Raw genomic sequence first — 16,302 nt, 5'->3', positions numbered from 1 at the left:
GGCAAAGCCGGATCCGCGCGGCCCCGCGAGGCGGCGAGCTTCTCCATGCTGCGGATGGCTCGCCAGCGCCGCAGACAACTTGAACACCAACGGCTAGGAATGAAAATGGCCAAGATTGAAACTTCTACGACCGGCGCCGGAGGCGGCGCCGCCCGCGCCGCGTCCAGCGGCGTCCATGAACGCCAGTTCGGCATGTGGTCGAGCGCGCTGGTCGGCCCGGCGCTGCTGGACAGCCTGCGCAAGCTCTCGCCGGCCGCGCAGATGAAGAACCCCGTCATGTTCGTGGTCTACGCCGGCAGCATCCTCACCACGATCCTGTGGATCATGGCGCTGCGCGGCCAGGCCGAGGCCCCGGCGGGCTTCATCCTGGCGATCACGGTATGGCTCTGGTTCACCGTGCTGTTCGCCAACTTCGCCGAAGCCCTGGCCGAAGGCCGCGGCAAGCAGCAGGCGGCCACCTTGCGCGGCCTGCGCACCACCATCGACGCGCGCCTGCTCAAGGGATTCAAGGACGCCGACGCCAACCGCGCCACGCCCGACGCATGGCGCGGCCAGGCCGTCAGCCAGCCCTCCGGGCTGCTGCGCCGCGGCGACGTGGTGCTGGTCGAGGCCGGCGAAACCATCCCCGGCGATGGCCAGGTGATCGCCGGCGTGGCGTCCGTCGACGAAAGCGCCATCACCGGTGAATCCGCGCCCGTGATCCGCGAATCCGGCGGCGACTTCTCGTCCGTCACCGGCGGCACGCGGGTGCTGTCGGACTGGATCTTCGTGCGCATCGCGGCCGATCCCGGCGAGAGCTTCCTGGACCGCATGATCTCCATGGTCGAAGGCGCCAAGCGCCAGAAGACGCCCAACGAACTGGCGCTGACCATCCTGCTGGTGGGCCTGACGGTGGTGTTCCTGCTGGTGGTGGTCACGCTGATGCCGTTCTCGATCTACGCGGTCTCGACCGCCGGCGGCGGCACGACGGTGACCGTGACGGTGCTGGTGGCGCTGCTGGTGTGCCTGATCCCGACCACCATCGGCGGCCTGCTCTCGGCCATCGGCGTGGCCGGCATGAGCCGCATGATGGGCGCCAATGTCATCGCCACCTCCGGCCGCGCGGTGGAAGCCGCCGGCGACGTGGACGTGCTGCTGCTGGACAAGACCGGCACCATCACCTTCGGCAACCGCCAGGCCTCCACCTTCCTGCCGGCGCCCGGCGTCTCGTCGCGCGAGCTGGCCGATGCCGCCCGCCTGGCCTCGCTGGCCGACGAAACGCCCGAGGGACGCAGCATCGTGGCGCTGGCCGACAAGACCATTCACGCGCCCGCGCCGCAGCTGGCCGCCGCCGAATTCGTGCCCTTCACCGCCCAGTCCCGCATGAGCGGCGTAAACGTCGGCGAACGCATGATCCGCAAAGGCGCGGTCGACGCCGTGGCCGCCTGGATCCAGGCGCAGGAAGCGTCCGTGCCCGACACGGTGCTGCGCCTGGCCGAGGATGTGGCGCGGCGCGGCAGCACGCCCCTGCTGGTCAGCGACGGCAACCGCGCGCTGGGCGTGGTCGAGCTCAAGGACATCGTCAAGCCCGGCATCCAGTCGCGCTTCGCCGAGCTGCGCCGCATGGGCATCAAGACCGTGATGATCACCGGCGACAACAAGCTCACAGCCGCCTCCATCGCGGCCGAGGCCGGCGTGGACGACTTCCTGGCCGAAGCCACGCCGGAAGCCAAGCTCAAGCTGATCCGCGCCTACCAGGGCGAAGGCCGGCTGGTGGCCATGACCGGCGACGGCACCAACGACGCGCCGGCGCTGGCTCAGGCCGACGTGGCCGTGGCCATGAACTCGGGCACGCAGGCCGCCAAGGAAGCCGGCAACATGGTGGACCTGGACTCCAATCCCACCAAGCTGATCGAGATCGTCGAGATCGGCAAGCAGATGCTGATGACGCGCGGCGCGCTGACCACCTTCAGCGTGGCCAACGACGTGGCCAAGTACTTCGCCATCATCCCGGCCGCCTTCGCCACCGTCTATCCGCAGCTGAATGTGCTGAACATCATGGCGCTGGCCACGCCGGCCTCGGCCATCCTGTCGGCCGTGATCTTCAACGCGTTGATCATCGTCGTGCTGATCCCGCTGGCCCTGAAAGGCGTGCGCTACCGGCCGCTGGGCGCCGCGGTGCTGCTGCGCCGCAACCTGCTGATCTATGGCCTGGGCGGCCTGCTGGTTCCCTTCGTCGGCATCAAGCTGGTCGACATGGTCCTGGCCGCGCTGGGCTGGGTCTGATCCGCGACACTAGGAGAATTTCATTATGAAGCAAGCCATCCATGCCCTGCCGCGCCAAGGCGGCATCCTGCGCCCGGCCCTGGTCGTGTTCGTCGCGCTGTCGCTCGTGACCGGCCTGGCCTATCCCTTCCTGACCAACGGCATCGCCGCCGCTGTCTTTCCGCACGAAGCCGCCGGCTCGCTGATCCGCGACGGCGACAAGGTGGTGGGATCGGAGCTGATCGGCCAGTCCTTCAGCTCGCCGCAGTATTTCTGGAGCCGGCCGTCGGCCACCGCGCCGATGCCGTACAACGCGGCCAACTCGGGCGGCTCGAACCTGGGTCCGCGCAACCCCGCGCTGGCCGAGGCGATCCAGGCCCGCATCGCCCTGCTCAAGGCCGCCGATCCGGAGAATCCGCTGCCTGTCCCGGTGGATCTGGTCACCGCCTCGGGCAGCGGTCTGGACCCGCACATCAGTCCGGCGGCAGCGGTTTACCAGGCCGCCCGCGTGGCGCGCGCGCGCAACCTGCCTCGCGCCGAGGTCGATGCGCTGATCGCGGCGAACACCGAAAAGCCCTGGATCGGCCTGCTGGGGGATCCCGCGGTCAACGTGCTCAAGCTCAACCTGGCGCTGGACAAGCTGGCGCCCCGGCGCTGACGGCCATGCGCCTGGGTATAGTATTGCCAGCCCTGTTCTCCTTGAAGCCGCGCGCCCATGGCCGATACCGCTGACGAGCGTCCCGATCCGGACGCGCTCCTGAAAACGCTGGACGACGCCGCGCGCCAGGCTGTGCGCGGCAAGCTGCGCGTCTATTTCGGCGCATCGGCCGGCGTGGGCAAGACCTATGCCATGCTGGTCGCGGCGCGCGCCCAGGCGGCGCAGGGCGTGGACGTGCTGGCCGGCATCGTCGAAACCCACGGCCGCCGCGAGACCGCCGCCCTGCTGGACGGCATCCCGACGCTGCCGCTCAAGGACGTGGCCTATCGCGGCCATGTGCTCAAGGAGTTCGACCTGGACGGCGCGCTGGCGCGCCATCCGGCGCTGGCGCTGGTGGACGAGCTGGCGCACTCGAACGCGCCCGGCTCGCGCCATGCCAAGCGCTGGCAGGACATCGAGGAAATGCTGGCCGCCGGCATCGATGTCTGGACCACGCTGAACGTGCAGCATCTGGACAGCCTGAACGAGGCGGTCGGCAGCATCACCGGCGTGCGGGTCTGGGAAACCGTGCCCGACGAGGTCTTCGACGGCGCCGACGAAGTCATCCTGGTGGACCTGTCGGCCGACGAGCTGCTGCGCCGATTGAAGGAAGGCAAGGTCTACCTGCCCGAGCAGGCGCGTCACGCCACCCGCAACTTCTTCCGCAAGGGCAACCTGATCGCGCTGCGCGAACTGGCGCTGCGCCGCACCGCCGACCACGTGGACGACGACGTGCAGGCCTATCGCCGCGACCGCGCGATCGAGCCGGTCTGGCGCACGCGCGAGGCCGTGGTCGCCTGCATCGGCGCCGACGAGGACGCCGAGTACGTCATCCGCAGCGCCCACCGCCTGAGCCAGCAGCTGGAATGCGATCTGCACGTGGTGACGGTCGACACGGCGCGCGCCGCGCCCGCGCCGCAAGGCGCCCAGGAGCGGCTGCAGCGCGCGATGGCGCTGGCCGACACGCTGGGCGCGCGCGCCGAGACGCTGGCCGGCGGCGACATGGTCGACGCCATGGTCCGCTACGTGCGCCGCCACAACATCACCAAGGCCGTCGTCGGCCGCACCCGCGCCAGCGGCCTGCTGCGGTTGCGGCTGTCGGCTTCCGCCCTGCTCAACGCGGCCCTGTCGCCGGGCTGGCTGTGGCGCCGCCACAGCTTCGCCGACATGCTGGCCGCCGGCTGCCCGGAGATCGACGTGATCCGGCTGGGCGCGCCCCCGCTGCCGGCCAGCGCCGCGCCGGGACGCGACCCGCTGACCCTGGGCCAGCGCGCGCGCCAGGCAGCCGACGAACGCGGCGGCCGCCCCCTGGCCGGCTATGCCTGGGCGCTGTGCTACTGCGCCATCGCCACGGCGCTGTCGGCGTTGGCCTTTCCGGCGCTGCACCAGACCAATATCGTCATGCTGTTCCTGCTGGCGGTGGTGGCAGTGGCCGTCAGGCACGGACGCGGGCCGGCGGCGCTGGCCTCGGTGGTCAGCGTGGGCCTGTTCGATTTCTTCTTCGTGCAGCCGCTGGCGTCCTTCGCGGTGTCGGACGTGCAATACCTGCTGACCTTCGGCGTGCTGCTGGCCGTGGGCCTGTTGATCGGCCAGCTCACCGCCGGGCTGCGCCTGCAGGCCCAGGTCTCGGTCAAGCGCGAGGCCGACGCCCGCAGCCTGTATGAATTCGCGCGCGAGCTGTCGTCGGCCCTGCTGCCCGAGCAGATCGTGGCCTCGGCCGGCCTGTTCGTCCATGCCACCTTCGGCTCGCGCTGCGCGCTGTACATCCTGGGATTGGACGACCGGCTCAAGCTGGCCTCGCCCGCCGCCGACGACATGCCACCGCTGGAGTCGGCGCTGGCGCAATGGGTCTATGACCATGGCCAGCCCGCCGGCGCCGGCACCGCCACCCTGTCCAACAGCGAGCTGCTCTACCTGCCGCTGAAGGCCCCCATGCGCACCCGCGGCGTCCTGGCGCTGGCCGCGCCGCGCCGCAGCCTGTTCTCCAATCCAGAGTCGCGGCGGCAGATCGAGGCCTACGCCACGCTGATCGCCATCGCGCTCGAGCGCCTGCATTATGTCGAGGTGGCGCAACAGGCGCTGGTCAGCATGGAATCCGAGAAGCTGCGCAACTCGCTGCTTGCCGCGGTGTCGCACGACCTGCGCACGCCGCTGACCAGCCTGGTCGGCATGACCGACACGCTGGCACGCCAGCAAACCGCGCTGCCGGCCGATGTGCAGGACACCATCCGCGCGATGCGCGACCAGGCCCAGCGCATGCATGCGCTGGTGGCCAACCTGCTGGACATGGCCCGGCTGCAAAGCGGCGACACGCCGCTGCGGCTGGAATGGCAGTCGGTAGAGGAACTGGTGGGCGCGGCGCTGGCGGCCATGCGCGAACCACTGGCCGCGCACCAGGTGACGGTGTCCAGCCTGTCCCAGCTGCCGCTGGTGGAATGCGACGGCGTGCTGATCGAGCGCGTGCTCTGCAACCTGCTGGAAAACGCGGCCAAGTACACGCCGGCTGGCAGCGCCATCCAGCTGGGCGCGACCGTGCAGGACAAGGAACTGCGCATCTCGGTCTGCGACAATGGCCCCGGCGTGGCCGCCGGCGCCGAACGCCGGATCTTCCAGAAATTCACCCGCGGCGAACGCGAATCCGCCACGCCGGGCGTGGGCCTGGGCCTGGCGGTGTGCGAAGCCATCGTCACCGCCCACCATGGCCGCATCTGGGTCGAGCACGCGCCAGGCCGGCCCAGCGGCGCGCAATTCGTCTTCACGCTGCCGCTGGGCGAACCGCCCGCCATCCAACCCGAAACTCCCTGAGTCCCGCCACGCATGTTCGACTACCAGCCCACCGTGCTCATCATCGAGGACGACGACTACATCCGGCGCTTCGTGCGCCAGGCCCTGGAAAGCGAGGGCTGCACGGTCCATGAGGCCGACACCGTCAAGCGCGGCCTGATCGAGGCCGGCACCCGCCAGCCCGACGCCATCGTGCTGGACCTGGGCCTGCCCGACGAGGACGGCATGACGCTGATCCGCGAACTGCGCGGCTGGACCGAGGTGCCGGTGCTGGTGCTGTCGGCGCGCAGCGCCGAGGCCGACAAGGTGGCGGCGCTGGACGCCGGCGCGGATGACTACCTGACCAAGCCCTTCGGCGTCAGCGAGCTGCTGGCGCGGCTGCGCGTGCTGCTGCGGCGGCACGCCCGGGGCGGCGCGGGCAACGCGTCGGAGATCAGCTTCGGCGACGTGCGCGTGGATTTCGCCAAGCGCGTGGTCGAACGCAACGGCCAGCACGTGCACCTGACGGCGATGGAGTATCGCCTGCTGGCCGCCCTGCTGGCGCATCGCGGCAAGGTCATGACGCACCGCGAACTGCTGCGCGAGGTCTGGGGCCCCTCGCATGTGGAGAGCAACCACTACCTGCGCATCTACATGGGACACCTGCGCCAGAAGCTGGAAGCCGATCCCGCCCAGCCCGTGTACCTGCTCACCGAGATCGGCGTCGGTTACCGCTTCGCCGGCTGACCCTCGCCGGACTCGGCATTGACGGCGCGTTTACGCGCGCGGCGCCACTCTTGTCTCGGCGTTTATGCGGCTTCTCCTATCGTTACGATCCGTTCAACGCATGGAGCATTCCGATGTCCCGCAACACCCTGGCCGCCCTGGCGCTGATCGCGCTGACCGCGCCATCGCATGCCGAGCAGGCGCCCGCCGCGCAATCCACCCCGTCCGATTTCACGTTGAGCGCCAACATGACGCTGGCCAGCCAGTACCGCTATCGCGGCCTGATGCAGACCAACAACAAGCCCGCCATCCAGGGCGGCTTCGACCTGGCGCATTCCAGCGGCCTGTACCTGGGCAACTGGAACTCCAGCATCAGCTGGCTCGGCGACAGCAACAGCGCCGTCTCCGCGCCCGTGGAAATGGACTTCTACGGCGGCTATAAGGGCGAACTGGCGCCCAGCGTGCCCTTCGATCTGGGCGTGATGCAGTACTACTATCCCGGCGACTACCCGTCCGGCTACACCAGTCCCGACACCACCGAGCTGTATGCCGGCCTGGGCTACGGCCCGGTGATGTTCAAGTACTCCATCGCCATGACCAATCTGTTCGGCGCCGTCGACAGCAAGTACAGCCAGTACTTCGACCTGTCCGGAAACTTCGACACCGGCGTCTGGGGCCTGACCGTCAATGCGCACGTAGGCCGGCAGACGGTGCGCAACGTGGACAACGGTTCCTACACGGACTGGAAGCTGGGCCTGACCAAGGACTTCGGCCAGGGCTTTGCCGTGTCGCTGGCCTATCTGGACACCAACGCCGACCGTGGCGCCTACACCAACAGCAAGGGCCGCTACATGGGCCGCGCCACCGGGCTGCTGTCGTTGACCAAGACGTTCTGAGCCGACCGGGCGTTGACGCGGTTTTTACGCGCCGCGCCCGCATTTATCGGCAGGATTTACGACGCGCTTCCTATAGTGGAAGCGTCGTCAACCACCCCAAGCCGGTACCCCGGAAACACGTTTTCCGGCTTCGCCCGGCCCCACGCCATGATTCCTCGACAAGCTCGCGCCGCCTCCCCAGTCTTCAATCCCGCGTCACGGATTCCGCCGCGCCACGCGCCGGCGGACGTGTCGCTGACCATCCGGATCGAAAGCCTGGACGCGCTGAACCTGCGGCTGGCGCTGCATCGGGCGCTGGGCGCGCGCATCGGCGTCTACGTGCTGGCGGTCGATCACCAGCATGGCCAGACCGCCGTCCAGTTGCAGTGCGCTCGCGACCAGGTCGACGCCATCATGCATGCGGTCATGTCCGGCCTGCCGCGCGCCGAATTCGGCCCGGTGCTGCTGGCCGGTTCCGCGCGGAGGCACTGAGCCATGGACATGCCCGCCCGCCCCGTCTTCGAAGGCATCTGGCTGCCCATGGTCACGCCCATGCGCGCCGGACACGTGGATTGCGAGGCCGCCCAGGCGCTGGCCCGCTACTATCGCAACGCCGGCATCGCCGGCCTGGTCCTGTTCGGCTCCACCGGCGAAGGCAACCTGCTGAGCCTGCCGGAGAAGATCGACATGATCGAAGCCATCCGCACCGATCCGCACGCGCTGCCGCTGGTGTTCGGCGCCGGCGGCGTGGACACGCGCGGCGTGGCGGCGGCCATCCGCCGCCTGGACAAGCTGAGCCCGGCCGGCTACCTGGTGCCGCCGCCGTACTACCTGTGCCCGTCGCAACAAGGCATCCTGTGGCACTACCGCCAGATCGCCTGGGCCACCGAACGCCCCGTCATCCTGTACAACATCCCCAAGCGCGCGGGCGTTGCGATGACGGTTGAGACCATGGAAACGCTGGCCGCGCTGCCGCAGTTCGGCTCGGTCAAGGAATGCAATCCCTCACTGTTGTCCGCGCTCAACGCGCGCGGCAGGATGGACGTCCTGTGCGGCGAGGACATGGCCTTCCTGGATCACTTCCAGATGGGAGGTCGCGGCGCCATTCCCGCCGCGGCGCACCTGTATCCCGAGCGCTACGTCGAGGTCATGCAGCTGGCGCGCGACGGCCACGCCGAAGCAGCGCGCGAGCTGTTCGAACCGCTGCGCGGCCTGATCCGGCTGTTGTTCGCCGAACCCAATCCGGCGCCGATCAAGCGCGCGCTGGCCTTGCAAGGTTTGATCACGGACGAGCTGCGCCCGCCCATGACCAGCGCCAGCCGCGAACTTAGCGCGCGGCTGCAGCGCGCCATGAGCGTGGTCCAGTGCTCGCCTAGTAGGCTGCAGACAGCTTGAACACCGACACGGCGCGGGCCAGGTCGTCGGCCTGGTCGTGCAGCGTGGCGGCCGACGCGGCGAACTCCTCCACCAGCGAGGCGTTCTGCTGCGTCACGCTGTCCAGGTGCGTGACGGCCTGATTGATCTGCTCGATGCCCACGCTCTGCTCGGCCGAGGCCGTGGCGATCTCGCCCATCAGCGGCGCGCTGTTGCGGGCCGATTCCAGCACGCTGCCCATGGTGGCGCTGGCCTGTTCCACGCGCTGGCTGCCGCGCTCCACCGAATCGGAGGACGCCTCGATCAGGCCCTTGATTTCCTTGGCCGCGGTGGCCGAGCGCTGCGCCAGCGCCCGCACTTCGCCCGCCACCACGGCGAAGCCCCTGCCCTGTTCGCCCGCGCGCGCCGCCTCGACCGCGGCGTTGAGCGCCAGGATGTTGGTCTGGAACGCGATCTCGTCGATCAGGCGGATGATCTCGTCGATGCGCTGGGAGCTTTGCGAAATCTCGCGCATGGCGTCGATGGCGTGCTGGGTTTCCTCGCTGCCCTGACGCGCCAGCTGCGCCGACTGGCCCGCCAGCGCGCTCACTTCGCGTACATGGTCGGCGCTCTGCTTGGCGGTGGCCGTGATCTGCTCCACGCTGGCCGCCGTCTGCTCCAGCGCAGCCGCCTGCTTCTCTGTGCGGTCATGCAGGTCCATGCTGCCGGCGGCGATCTGGCGCGAGGCCGCGGCGATCGAGCCCGTGGAATGCACGATGCTGCGCACGGCCACATCGAGGCGTTCCTGCATCAGCGCCATGGCGTCGAACAGCCGGCCGATCTCGCCCCGGTGATGACGCGACACGATGCTGGACAGATCGCCCTGCGCCACTCGCTCGCACACGACCACCGCCTCGTCCAGCGGACGGATGATGTGCGTCCGGAAAAAGCGCAATGCCGCCAGCAGCACCACCGCCAGCAAGCCCAGCGTCACGCCGCCCTGACGCCACAGCGTGGCGCGGAATGCCGCGTCCACGTCATCGACGTACAGCCCGGTGAACAGCAGCCAGCCCCATTCGGGTTCATAGACCGCATAGCTGATCTTGTGCAGGGCTTCGTCCGATCCCGGACGCGGAAACAGGTAATCGACATAGCCGCCGCCGGCCTTGCCCTGCGCATACAGATCCTCGAAGATCGGCCTGCCCTCGGCGTCGCGCGTGTCCCGCACATTGGTGCCGACCAGCTTGGAATCCGGATGCACCAGCAGTGAATAATCGTCGCGGAACGCGCCCACGTAGCCGTCGGCGCCATAGCGCAGCTGCGCCAGGCGCTGGGCGACATTGCGCTGCGCCTGCTCCAGCGTGAGCCCCTCCCTCACGCCCCGCTTGCCGTTCTGCACGATGCTGGACGCCAGGTCCAGCACGTGCCGCAGCTCGGTCTTGCGCTGCGCCACCATCTCGGCCCGCCGCTCCCAGGCGTCCCAGACGCCCAGGGCCAGCACGGCCGCGCCGATGGCGAATACGAACCACAGCAATTCCCTACGCAAACTGGAATTTTTCATAGAACCTCTCTTTCTATGCCCACCCTGCGCATGCAAGCAATAGCGGCAGAATGTGACGGTTTATATGTTGCGTTTCATCAGAATACGGGGATGAGCCAGGGTTTTCACCAGGAAGAGATCGGGCGATTGACGCAGGTCAATGCCACCTGGGTTTTGGTCGCGGATGAAAAAAAACGCAAGGATCAGACCTTGCGTTTTTTGACCGGAGCAGCGCGTAAAGCGCCTCGGATTTCAGGCGCTGGCGGACGAGGCCTGGGAGCGGTTCCCGCGAACCGTGGTCAGCGCGTACAGCAGCACGACCGTCACCGCGTAGATAGGCACGCTGCGCATGTTGCGAAACATCATTTCGGACAGGCTGAAGACGCTGTAGCCCAGGCAAAACAGCAGGCCGAGCTGGGCGCCTACCCGCACCACCACATCATCGCTGCGCATGCGGCGCATGAACACCGCCGCGGGGACGAAATAGAGGGCGAAGATGCTCAGGATGCCAAGCAGGCCGTAGCCCGCCAACGCGCCCAGATAATCATTATGCGGCTCGCCAAAGTCCGTGGAGACCAGCTTGGTCACAGTCCCCTGCTCCGCCATCTTGACCAGCTCGGGCCGGAAGTTGGGCACGCCCACGCCGACCAGCGGGCTTTGCTTGAACATCAGCCAGGACGCGTGCCAGAGCTGCATGCGTATGCCGACGGAGGTATCGCGTTCCTTGTTCTCGGTGAAGAGGCTCACGTCCGATGCCGCTTCAGTCCAGCGCGTGCCCTTGGCATGCCATGCCGCCACCGCTCCCAGGGCCAGGACCGCGGCAATGCAGGCCACGAAAATCGCCTTCTTGCGTACCGTCCAGCCACGTTTGGCCAGTAGAAACACCACACCGCACACCGGCAGCAAACCCCAGCTGCTGCGGGTCTGGGACACCCAGACGGCAGCCAGCGTCAGCGGCAGGGCGAAGATCTTCAACGCCGCCTCAAACCTGGCCCAGCGCGTCAACGTCCAGGGCAGGGTCACGATCGACATCACGCCGAACAACAGGGTCAGGTCGGCGAAGGCAACGGCGTTGTAGCGCCCGCCGTAGTCCGATACGAATCCACGTCCCAGACTCGGATGCAGCAGAATGACCATTAACATGATCGAGCCGGCATACGCGCCGAACAGCAAGCTCCATTGCACATGCTGCAACCAACGGCGCGGCGCTCGCAGCAGCAGCCAGCAAACTGGCACTGCCAACGCAAATCGAAGCAGCTTTTCAACCTCCGAAGCACTCCACACGCCCAACCAGACGCTGCTGATCAACATGGCAAACAAAGGCGCGAAGAACGCCACCGCCATGGTGGTCAGATCCTGGAAATCGAACGGTTCCCACTGCTTGAAAGCGTTCGAGACAAGGGTCCCCAACGCGATGAGCGCGGTAAGGTAAATCACGGCAGGACCGCCGATCGCGCTGGTCAGAGCAAGCGCCGGCACCAGCAAGACCAATAGAGCAGCGCTGCGGAAACAAATTATCGGCATGTCGGTAAGCATGCTCGCCGGGAAACAGGCGAGCAGATAATCAATAGGAGTTGAAGGTGCCTGGACAGCGCGGGCGCGGTCCGTGCCTGCGGGCACGGGATCATTCGGGATGGAATCGCTTCGATGAAGACGAAGATCCCTCGTACTCTCGCGCAAGACGGCCGAACGCCGCCATGACGCTCCCCGGCCACAGCCAGTCTCGCCAAAAGCGGTCGCGCCATCTGCCGCCGGGAATATAGGCTGGATAAACGATATGCGACAAGGACCACCCCGGCCTCCACGCCCTGGTTCGCGTCGGACGGCCGGTAAGCGTCAAGGTCGGAACCCCCACGCTGGACGCCAGATGCCCGACGCCGGATTCGTTGCCGATGAACCAGCCGCACTCATGGATGAAGGCGGCGACGTCCGCCAGCGAGGGCGCTTGCTGGATCTGCAGGCCGGCCTCCGCCAGGCACGCCCATTGCTCCCGCTCATGTGGCGCCAGGATATAGAACGGCTCATAGCCATCCCGCTTCAAGCGCAGCCCCAGCTCAACGAAATGCCTGGGCGCCCAGCAGCGTTCTATCCCGCTCGACGACGGATGCACGGCGATACGCCGCCTATGGAGGCGATGCCGCCCTCCCACCGGGGGACGCAAGCCTATATCAGTAGCCGAAAGCGCCAACCCAAGCTGGTCGCGGCAAAAATCACTGATCTGGTTGACCTTTACGAAGCCTTTGCCCGTGACCACCACATGGGCATCGTAATAGAAATACGAGCGTGCATGATCGTGCAGCGCATAGGGCCAGCCCACATGCATCTGCGCGGCACAGTCAAAGTCGGCCAGCGCCGAAGCGGCCTCCGATTCCGACAACGATGGACGGATGTCCATGCCGGGAAACCAAGTGCGCAACGCATGCGCGTAGTCGCCAAAAACCGTCACGGCGCGCCCGTGCTTGGCCAGGTTGTTGGCCATGGCCATCATCAGCAGGGTATCGCCCAGCCGCGGCGCCATCAGCAAGGCAATGCGCCGCGCCTCACGCAGGCTGCGCAGGCAGGCGGACGCATCATAAGGCGGCATGTTCGGAGCGGGTTGTGCCATCGTTTCGGAGGTCAGCGGAATCCGGGGGACAACAACAGCACGATAGTGCTCGGTTCTATTGAGGCGAGCATTATATTCCTCAAAAACTAACAATTAAATACGATTAACTCGGTTTGCATCGTATTGATTACAACTTTCAACCCGCGCATTAACAAAAAACCCGCAGGCCGGCTTGACCTTGCGGGTTTCGCGTGAGACCACGCACCGGCACCATTCAATCACGCGATAAACCATCGGCTGGCAACGACTTGTCTCGGAACTTGAGTCTGAAAGGCAACGTCCCGTGGCTAAGCACCATATGAATTCCACTGTAGCGGATTTACCCTTCATGCGCATCAGCAAAGCACATGACCAGAAAAAACCCGCCCAGCGCCGGAGCCGGCGCCAGCGTGTCGCTATCGCCCAACACCAACCTGCCCCGAAAGCATCGTGCCCGACGCGAAGCAGGCCGCAGGCGCGCGATGGACGTGACATCGCCAGTCGGATCGCCAGATTGCCGGCATCCCAGAAGCCGCGGAGCAGTGTCCGCGGCATTGCGGCCTCCGGCAATCGTCGGGCCCACCTTACATATTGTCGATCATCACCTGCCCGAAGCCCGAGCAAGACACCTGGGTCGCGCCCTCCAGCAGGCGGGCGAAGTCGTAGGTGACCTTCTTGGACAGGATGGATTTCTCCATGCTGGCGATGATCAGGTCGGCGGCTTCGGTCCAGCCCATGTGACGCAGCATCATCTCGGCCGACAGGATTTCCGAACCCGGGTTCACGTAGTCCTTGCCCGCGTACTTGGGCGCGGTGCCGTGCGTGGCCTCGAACATGGCGACCGAGTCGGACAGGTTGGCGCCCGGCGCGATGCCGATGCCGCCCACCTGCGCCGCCAGCGCGTCGGAGACGTAGTCACCGTTGAGATTGAGCGTGGCGATCACGTCGTACTCGGCCGGGCGCAGCAGGATCTGCTGCAGGAAGGCGTCGGCGATCGAGTCCTTGACGATGATCTCGCGGCCCGTCTTCGGGTTCTTGAACTTGCACCACGGGCCGCCGTCGATCAGCTGCGCGCCGAATTCCTTCTGCGCCAGGGAGTAGCCCCAATCGCGGAAGCCGCCTTCTGTGAACTTCATGATGTTGCCCTTGTGCACCAGCGTGACCGAGGCGCGGTCATTGTCGATGGCGTACTGCAGGGCCTTGCGCACCAGCCGCTCGGTGCCTTCGCGCGACACCGGCTTGATGCCGATGGACGAGGTGGCCGGGAAGCGGATCTTCTTCACGCCGAGCTTGGTCTGCAGGAACTGGATCAGTTCCTTGGCCTGCTCGCTCTCGGCCATGTATTCGATGCCGGCATAGATGTCTTCCGAGTTTTCGCGGAAGATCACCATGTCGGTCTTTTCGGGTTCGCGCACCGGCGAGGGCACGCCCTTGAAGTAGCGCACCGGGCGCAGGCACACATACAGGTCCAGCTGCTGGCGCAGGGCCACGTTGAGCGAACGGATGCCGCCGCCCACCGGCGTGGTCAGCGGCCCCTTGATGGAGACCACGTAGTCCTTGACCACGTCCAGCGTTTCCTCGGGCAGCCAGACGTCGGGACCATAGACCTTGGTGGCCTTTTCGCCCGCATAGACTTCCATCCAGTGGATCTTGCGCTTGCCGCCGTAGGCCTTCTGCACGGCGGCGTCGACGACCTTGATCATCACCGGCGTGATGTCGGCGCCAGTGCCATCGCCTTCGATGAAAGGCACGATGGGCTGCTCAGGCACATTCAGCGAGAAATCGGCATTGACCGTGATCTTCTGGCCGCCGGCGGGAACCTTGATATGTTGATAGGACATGAATGCTCCATTTGCTCCGGGTGATTATTCTGCGCGCGCGCCGCGACGCCCGTCGTGCTTCCCGGCCGGGCGCGGCGGCCCGCTGGACGCACGAGGCAAGCGGATGGCAACCCATTCTATATCGCAATGGCCCGCCCGGCGGGGCCCGCCCGGCCGCGAGCGCTAAAATGTGGACATCTATCGCCAATTCACTTTTGCAGATGTTCAACCCATCACGCGACCAAGTCCGCGAATTCTTCATCGAAACCTGGCGCAAGCACCGCGCGTCCGAGGTGCTGACGCCTCTCGAGATCATGGCCCTGGACTGGATCATCGAGCACCCCGAATACCATGGCGACCTGGAAAGCCCGGAAGCCATGACGGCCGAATACGCGGTGGAAAAGGGGCGCACCAACCCGTTCCTGCACCTGTCGATGCACCTGGCCATCGCCGAGCAGCTGTCCATCGACCACCCGCCCGGCATCCGCCGCGCCTATCAGAAGCTGGTCTCGCGCAGCGACGCCCACCACGCCGCCCACGAAATCATGGAATGCCTGGGCCAGGTGGTCTGGGAAGCGCAACGGCTGGGCAAGCCGCTGGACAGCGACAGCTACGTGGAACTGATCCGCCAGCGCGCCGAACGCTGAAGCCCGGCGCAAACAGCCAACGCAACGGGCGTTGCAATCCGACGCCTGCTCACACCCCACGAACGGGGTCCGATGCCCCAACATGGCAAGGCCACCCTCTCAAGGCAACGCAAGACCAATCGTGTAGCCACAGCACAGCGCCCCCGCAAAACGCAGACGCCCCAAGAGCGCGATGCCACGGATCCGGCTCCGCCGGTCCGTAGGCATGCCCCCTAGAGGGGGAAGCGCGCAGCGCTTCGGGGGTGGACCTATTTCCGCACGCCCAGATCGCTGGGCTGGGACGAGAGCCAGGCGGCGACGTTGTTGATGTCCTGGTCGGAAAGCTGGGCGGCGAACGCGCCCATGATGGGATTCTTGCGCACATTGGCCGTGGCCGCGCTGCCCGAGGCGCCGCGCTTGTAGGCCTTCAGCGCATGGACCAGGTAGTCGGCGTGCTGGCCAGCCAGCGTCGGATAGGCCGGATCCACCGCGCTCTTGGCGTCGGCGCCGTGGCAGGACGCGCAGTTGAACTTGTCGAACACGGCCTTGCCGGCCGCAAGGTCTTGCGCCTGGGCGGCGGCGCCCGCCATGGCCAGGGTTGCGCCCGCGAGGGCAAGCATGGTGCGATTCATGGTGTGGCCCCCTCTTATTTGAGATTCGAGTAGTAAGCGGCGAGGTCGGCGATGTCCTGGTCGGACAGGCTGCCGGCGACGGCGTCCATCGTGGGATGGCTGCGCGCGCCTTTCTTGTACTCGTTGAGGGCCGTTTCGATGTACTTGGCGTTCTGGCCAGCAATCTTGGGTACGTGGTACAGCTCGGGGAACGTCGCCTTGTAGCCTTCAATGCCATGGCAACCGATGCACATGGAGACTTTATCGCGGGCGTTCTGGATATTGCCGACCGGGGCTGCGTCGGCAGCGACTGCCTGACCGGCGATCGCACAGGATGCCATCGCGGCCAACACGGAAACCGTGCACTTCAGAGAGGTTCGCAACTTCATTGGAATGACTCTTCTTGATATGGCTAGGGACAGGGCAAACACTTCGCGGGGCGAACCCGGCTGCAAAACTGCCC

General features: G+C 66.7%; 14 protein-coding genes. 8 read left to right on the top strand and 6 right to left on the bottom strand.

Features of this window, described 5'->3' with window-relative positions; genetic code table 11:
- Positions 1–105 precede the first annotated feature (105 nt).
- The 7 genes from kdpB to dapA all read left to right on the top strand — a co-directional run bounded on the left by kdpB (position 106) and on the right by dapA (position 8,700).
- Positions 106–2,265, top strand: a complete 2,160-nt coding sequence (gene kdpB, locus AC6LJ5_RS04015; RefSeq protein WP_103272880.1) for a potassium-transporting ATPase subunit KdpB — start codon at positions 106–108, stop codon at positions 2,263–2,265.
- A gap of 25 nt (positions 2,266–2,290) precedes the next feature.
- A complete protein-coding gene (gene kdpC / locus AC6LJ5_RS04010; RefSeq protein WP_498139873.1) occupies positions 2,291–2,902 on the top strand; it encodes a potassium-transporting ATPase subunit KdpC in 612 nt (203 codons plus the stop codon).
- A 57-nt stretch (positions 2,903–2,959) separates the two neighbouring features.
- Positions 2,960–5,746, top strand: coding sequence for a DUF4118 domain-containing protein (locus tag AC6LJ5_RS04005; protein ID WP_498139872.1), 2,787 nt, complete (start codon positions 2,960–2,962; stop codon positions 5,744–5,746).
- Between the two features lie 12 nt (positions 5,747–5,758).
- Positions 5,759–6,451 (top strand): two-component system response regulator KdpE, encoded by a 693-nt coding sequence (kdpE, locus tag AC6LJ5_RS04000; protein ID WP_392411238.1) that lies wholly within the window; start codon positions 5,759–5,761, stop codon positions 6,449–6,451.
- Between the two features lie 113 nt (positions 6,452–6,564).
- The gene (locus AC6LJ5_RS03995) at positions 6,565–7,326 is read left to right on the top strand and encodes a TorF family putative porin (protein WP_498139871.1); all 762 of its coding nucleotides are present in this window, start codon (positions 6,565–6,567) and stop codon (positions 7,324–7,326) included.
- Between the two features lie 147 nt (positions 7,327–7,473).
- Positions 7,474–7,797 (top strand): hypothetical protein, encoded by a 324-nt coding sequence (locus tag AC6LJ5_RS03990; RefSeq protein ID WP_498139870.1) that lies wholly within the window; start codon positions 7,474–7,476, stop codon positions 7,795–7,797.
- A gap of 9 nt (positions 7,798–7,806) precedes the next feature.
- Positions 7,807–8,700 carry a 4-hydroxy-tetrahydrodipicolinate synthase gene (dapA, locus tag AC6LJ5_RS03985; protein ID WP_233772733.1) on the top strand — a complete coding sequence of 298 codons (894 nt, stop codon included), beginning with the start codon at positions 7,807–7,809 and terminating at the stop codon, positions 8,698–8,700.
- Here the strand turns inward: dapA and AC6LJ5_RS03980 are convergent.
- From AC6LJ5_RS03980 to icd, 4 genes are all read right to left on the bottom strand, one after another.
- A complete protein-coding gene (locus AC6LJ5_RS03980; protein WP_103272874.1) occupies positions 8,678–10,219 on the bottom strand; it encodes a methyl-accepting chemotaxis protein in 1,542 nt (513 codons plus the stop codon). The two genes, dapA and AC6LJ5_RS03980, sit on opposite strands and share 23 nt — an antisense overlap.
- Positions 10,220–10,450: 231 nt before the next feature.
- Complete coding sequence (locus AC6LJ5_RS03975) at positions 10,451–11,722, bottom strand: O-antigen ligase family protein (RefSeq protein ID WP_498139874.1); 1,272 nt, start codon at positions 11,720–11,722, stop codon at positions 10,451–10,453.
- Positions 11,723–11,822: 100 nt separating this feature from the next.
- The gene (locus AC6LJ5_RS03970; protein ID WP_498139869.1) at positions 11,823–12,803 is read right to left on the bottom strand and encodes a glycosyltransferase family 9 protein; all 981 of its coding nucleotides are present in this window, start codon (positions 12,801–12,803) and stop codon (positions 11,823–11,825) included.
- A gap of 563 nt (positions 12,804–13,366) precedes the next feature.
- Positions 13,367–14,623, bottom strand: a complete 1,257-nt coding sequence (icd, locus tag AC6LJ5_RS03965; protein WP_498139868.1) for an NADP-dependent isocitrate dehydrogenase — start codon at positions 14,621–14,623, stop codon at positions 13,367–13,369.
- Between the two features lie 200 nt (positions 14,624–14,823).
- On the opposite strand from icd, the gene AC6LJ5_RS03960 reads away from it, so the two are divergent.
- A complete protein-coding gene (locus AC6LJ5_RS03960) occupies positions 14,824–15,249 on the top strand; it encodes a DUF1841 family protein (protein WP_103272871.1) in 426 nt (141 codons plus the stop codon).
- A gap of 248 nt (positions 15,250–15,497) precedes the next feature.
- Here AC6LJ5_RS03960 and AC6LJ5_RS03955 read toward each other — a convergent pair whose 3' ends face one another.
- A complete protein-coding gene (locus AC6LJ5_RS03955) occupies positions 15,498–15,860 on the bottom strand; it encodes a c-type cytochrome (RefSeq protein WP_103272870.1) in 363 nt (120 codons plus the stop codon).
- A gap of 14 nt (positions 15,861–15,874) precedes the next feature.
- Complete coding sequence (locus tag AC6LJ5_RS03950; RefSeq protein ID WP_103272869.1) at positions 15,875–16,228, bottom strand: c-type cytochrome; 354 nt, start codon at positions 16,226–16,228, stop codon at positions 15,875–15,877.
- Positions 16,229–16,302: the final 74 nt, after the last annotated feature.

This window comes from Achromobacter sp. 1011791174 (assembly GCF_059760925.1).
Note: the sequence above shows the minus strand (reverse complement) of the source record. Positions and strands in the feature narration are given on the sequence as shown.

What these genes read in the sequence shown, in the direction of transcription:
- AC6LJ5_RS03970 (WP_498139869.1), bottom strand. Translation starts at nt 12,803, where the DNA reads ATGGCACAACCCGCTCCGAACATGCCGCCTTATGATGCGTCCGCCTGC.
- AC6LJ5_RS03955 (WP_103272870.1), bottom strand. Translation starts at nt 15,860, where the DNA reads ATGAATCGCACCATGCTTGCCCTCGCGGGCGCAACCCTGGCCATGGCG.
- AC6LJ5_RS03950 (WP_103272869.1), bottom strand. Translation starts at nt 16,228, where the DNA reads ATGAAGTTGCGAACCTCTCTGAAGTGCACGGTTTCCGTGTTGGCCGCG.
- AC6LJ5_RS03975 (WP_498139874.1), bottom strand. Translation starts at nt 11,722, where the DNA reads ATGCCGATAATTTGTTTCCGCAGCGCTGCTCTATTGGTCTTGCTGGTG.
- AC6LJ5_RS03990 (WP_498139870.1), top strand. Translation starts at nt 7,474, where the DNA reads ATGATTCCTCGACAAGCTCGCGCCGCCTCCCCAGTCTTCAATCCCGCG.
- dapA (WP_233772733.1), top strand. Translation starts at nt 7,807, where the DNA reads ATGCCCGCCCGCCCCGTCTTCGAAGGCATCTGGCTGCCCATGGTCACG.
- AC6LJ5_RS03960 (WP_103272871.1), top strand. Translation starts at nt 14,824, where the DNA reads ATGTTCAACCCATCACGCGACCAAGTCCGCGAATTCTTCATCGAAACC.
- kdpC (WP_498139873.1), top strand. Translation starts at nt 2,291, where the DNA reads ATGAAGCAAGCCATCCATGCCCTGCCGCGCCAAGGCGGCATCCTGCGC.
- kdpB (WP_103272880.1), top strand. Translation starts at nt 106, where the DNA reads ATGGCCAAGATTGAAACTTCTACGACCGGCGCCGGAGGCGGCGCCGCC.
- AC6LJ5_RS03995 (WP_498139871.1), top strand. Translation starts at nt 6,565, where the DNA reads ATGTCCCGCAACACCCTGGCCGCCCTGGCGCTGATCGCGCTGACCGCG.
- AC6LJ5_RS03980 (WP_103272874.1), bottom strand. Translation starts at nt 10,219, where the DNA reads ATGAAAAATTCCAGTTTGCGTAGGGAATTGCTGTGGTTCGTATTCGCC.
- kdpE (WP_392411238.1), top strand. Translation starts at nt 5,759, where the DNA reads ATGTTCGACTACCAGCCCACCGTGCTCATCATCGAGGACGACGACTAC.
- AC6LJ5_RS04005 (WP_498139872.1), top strand. Translation starts at nt 2,960, where the DNA reads ATGGCCGATACCGCTGACGAGCGTCCCGATCCGGACGCGCTCCTGAAA.
- icd (WP_498139868.1), bottom strand. Translation starts at nt 14,623, where the DNA reads ATGTCCTATCAACATATCAAGGTTCCCGCCGGCGGCCAGAAGATCACG.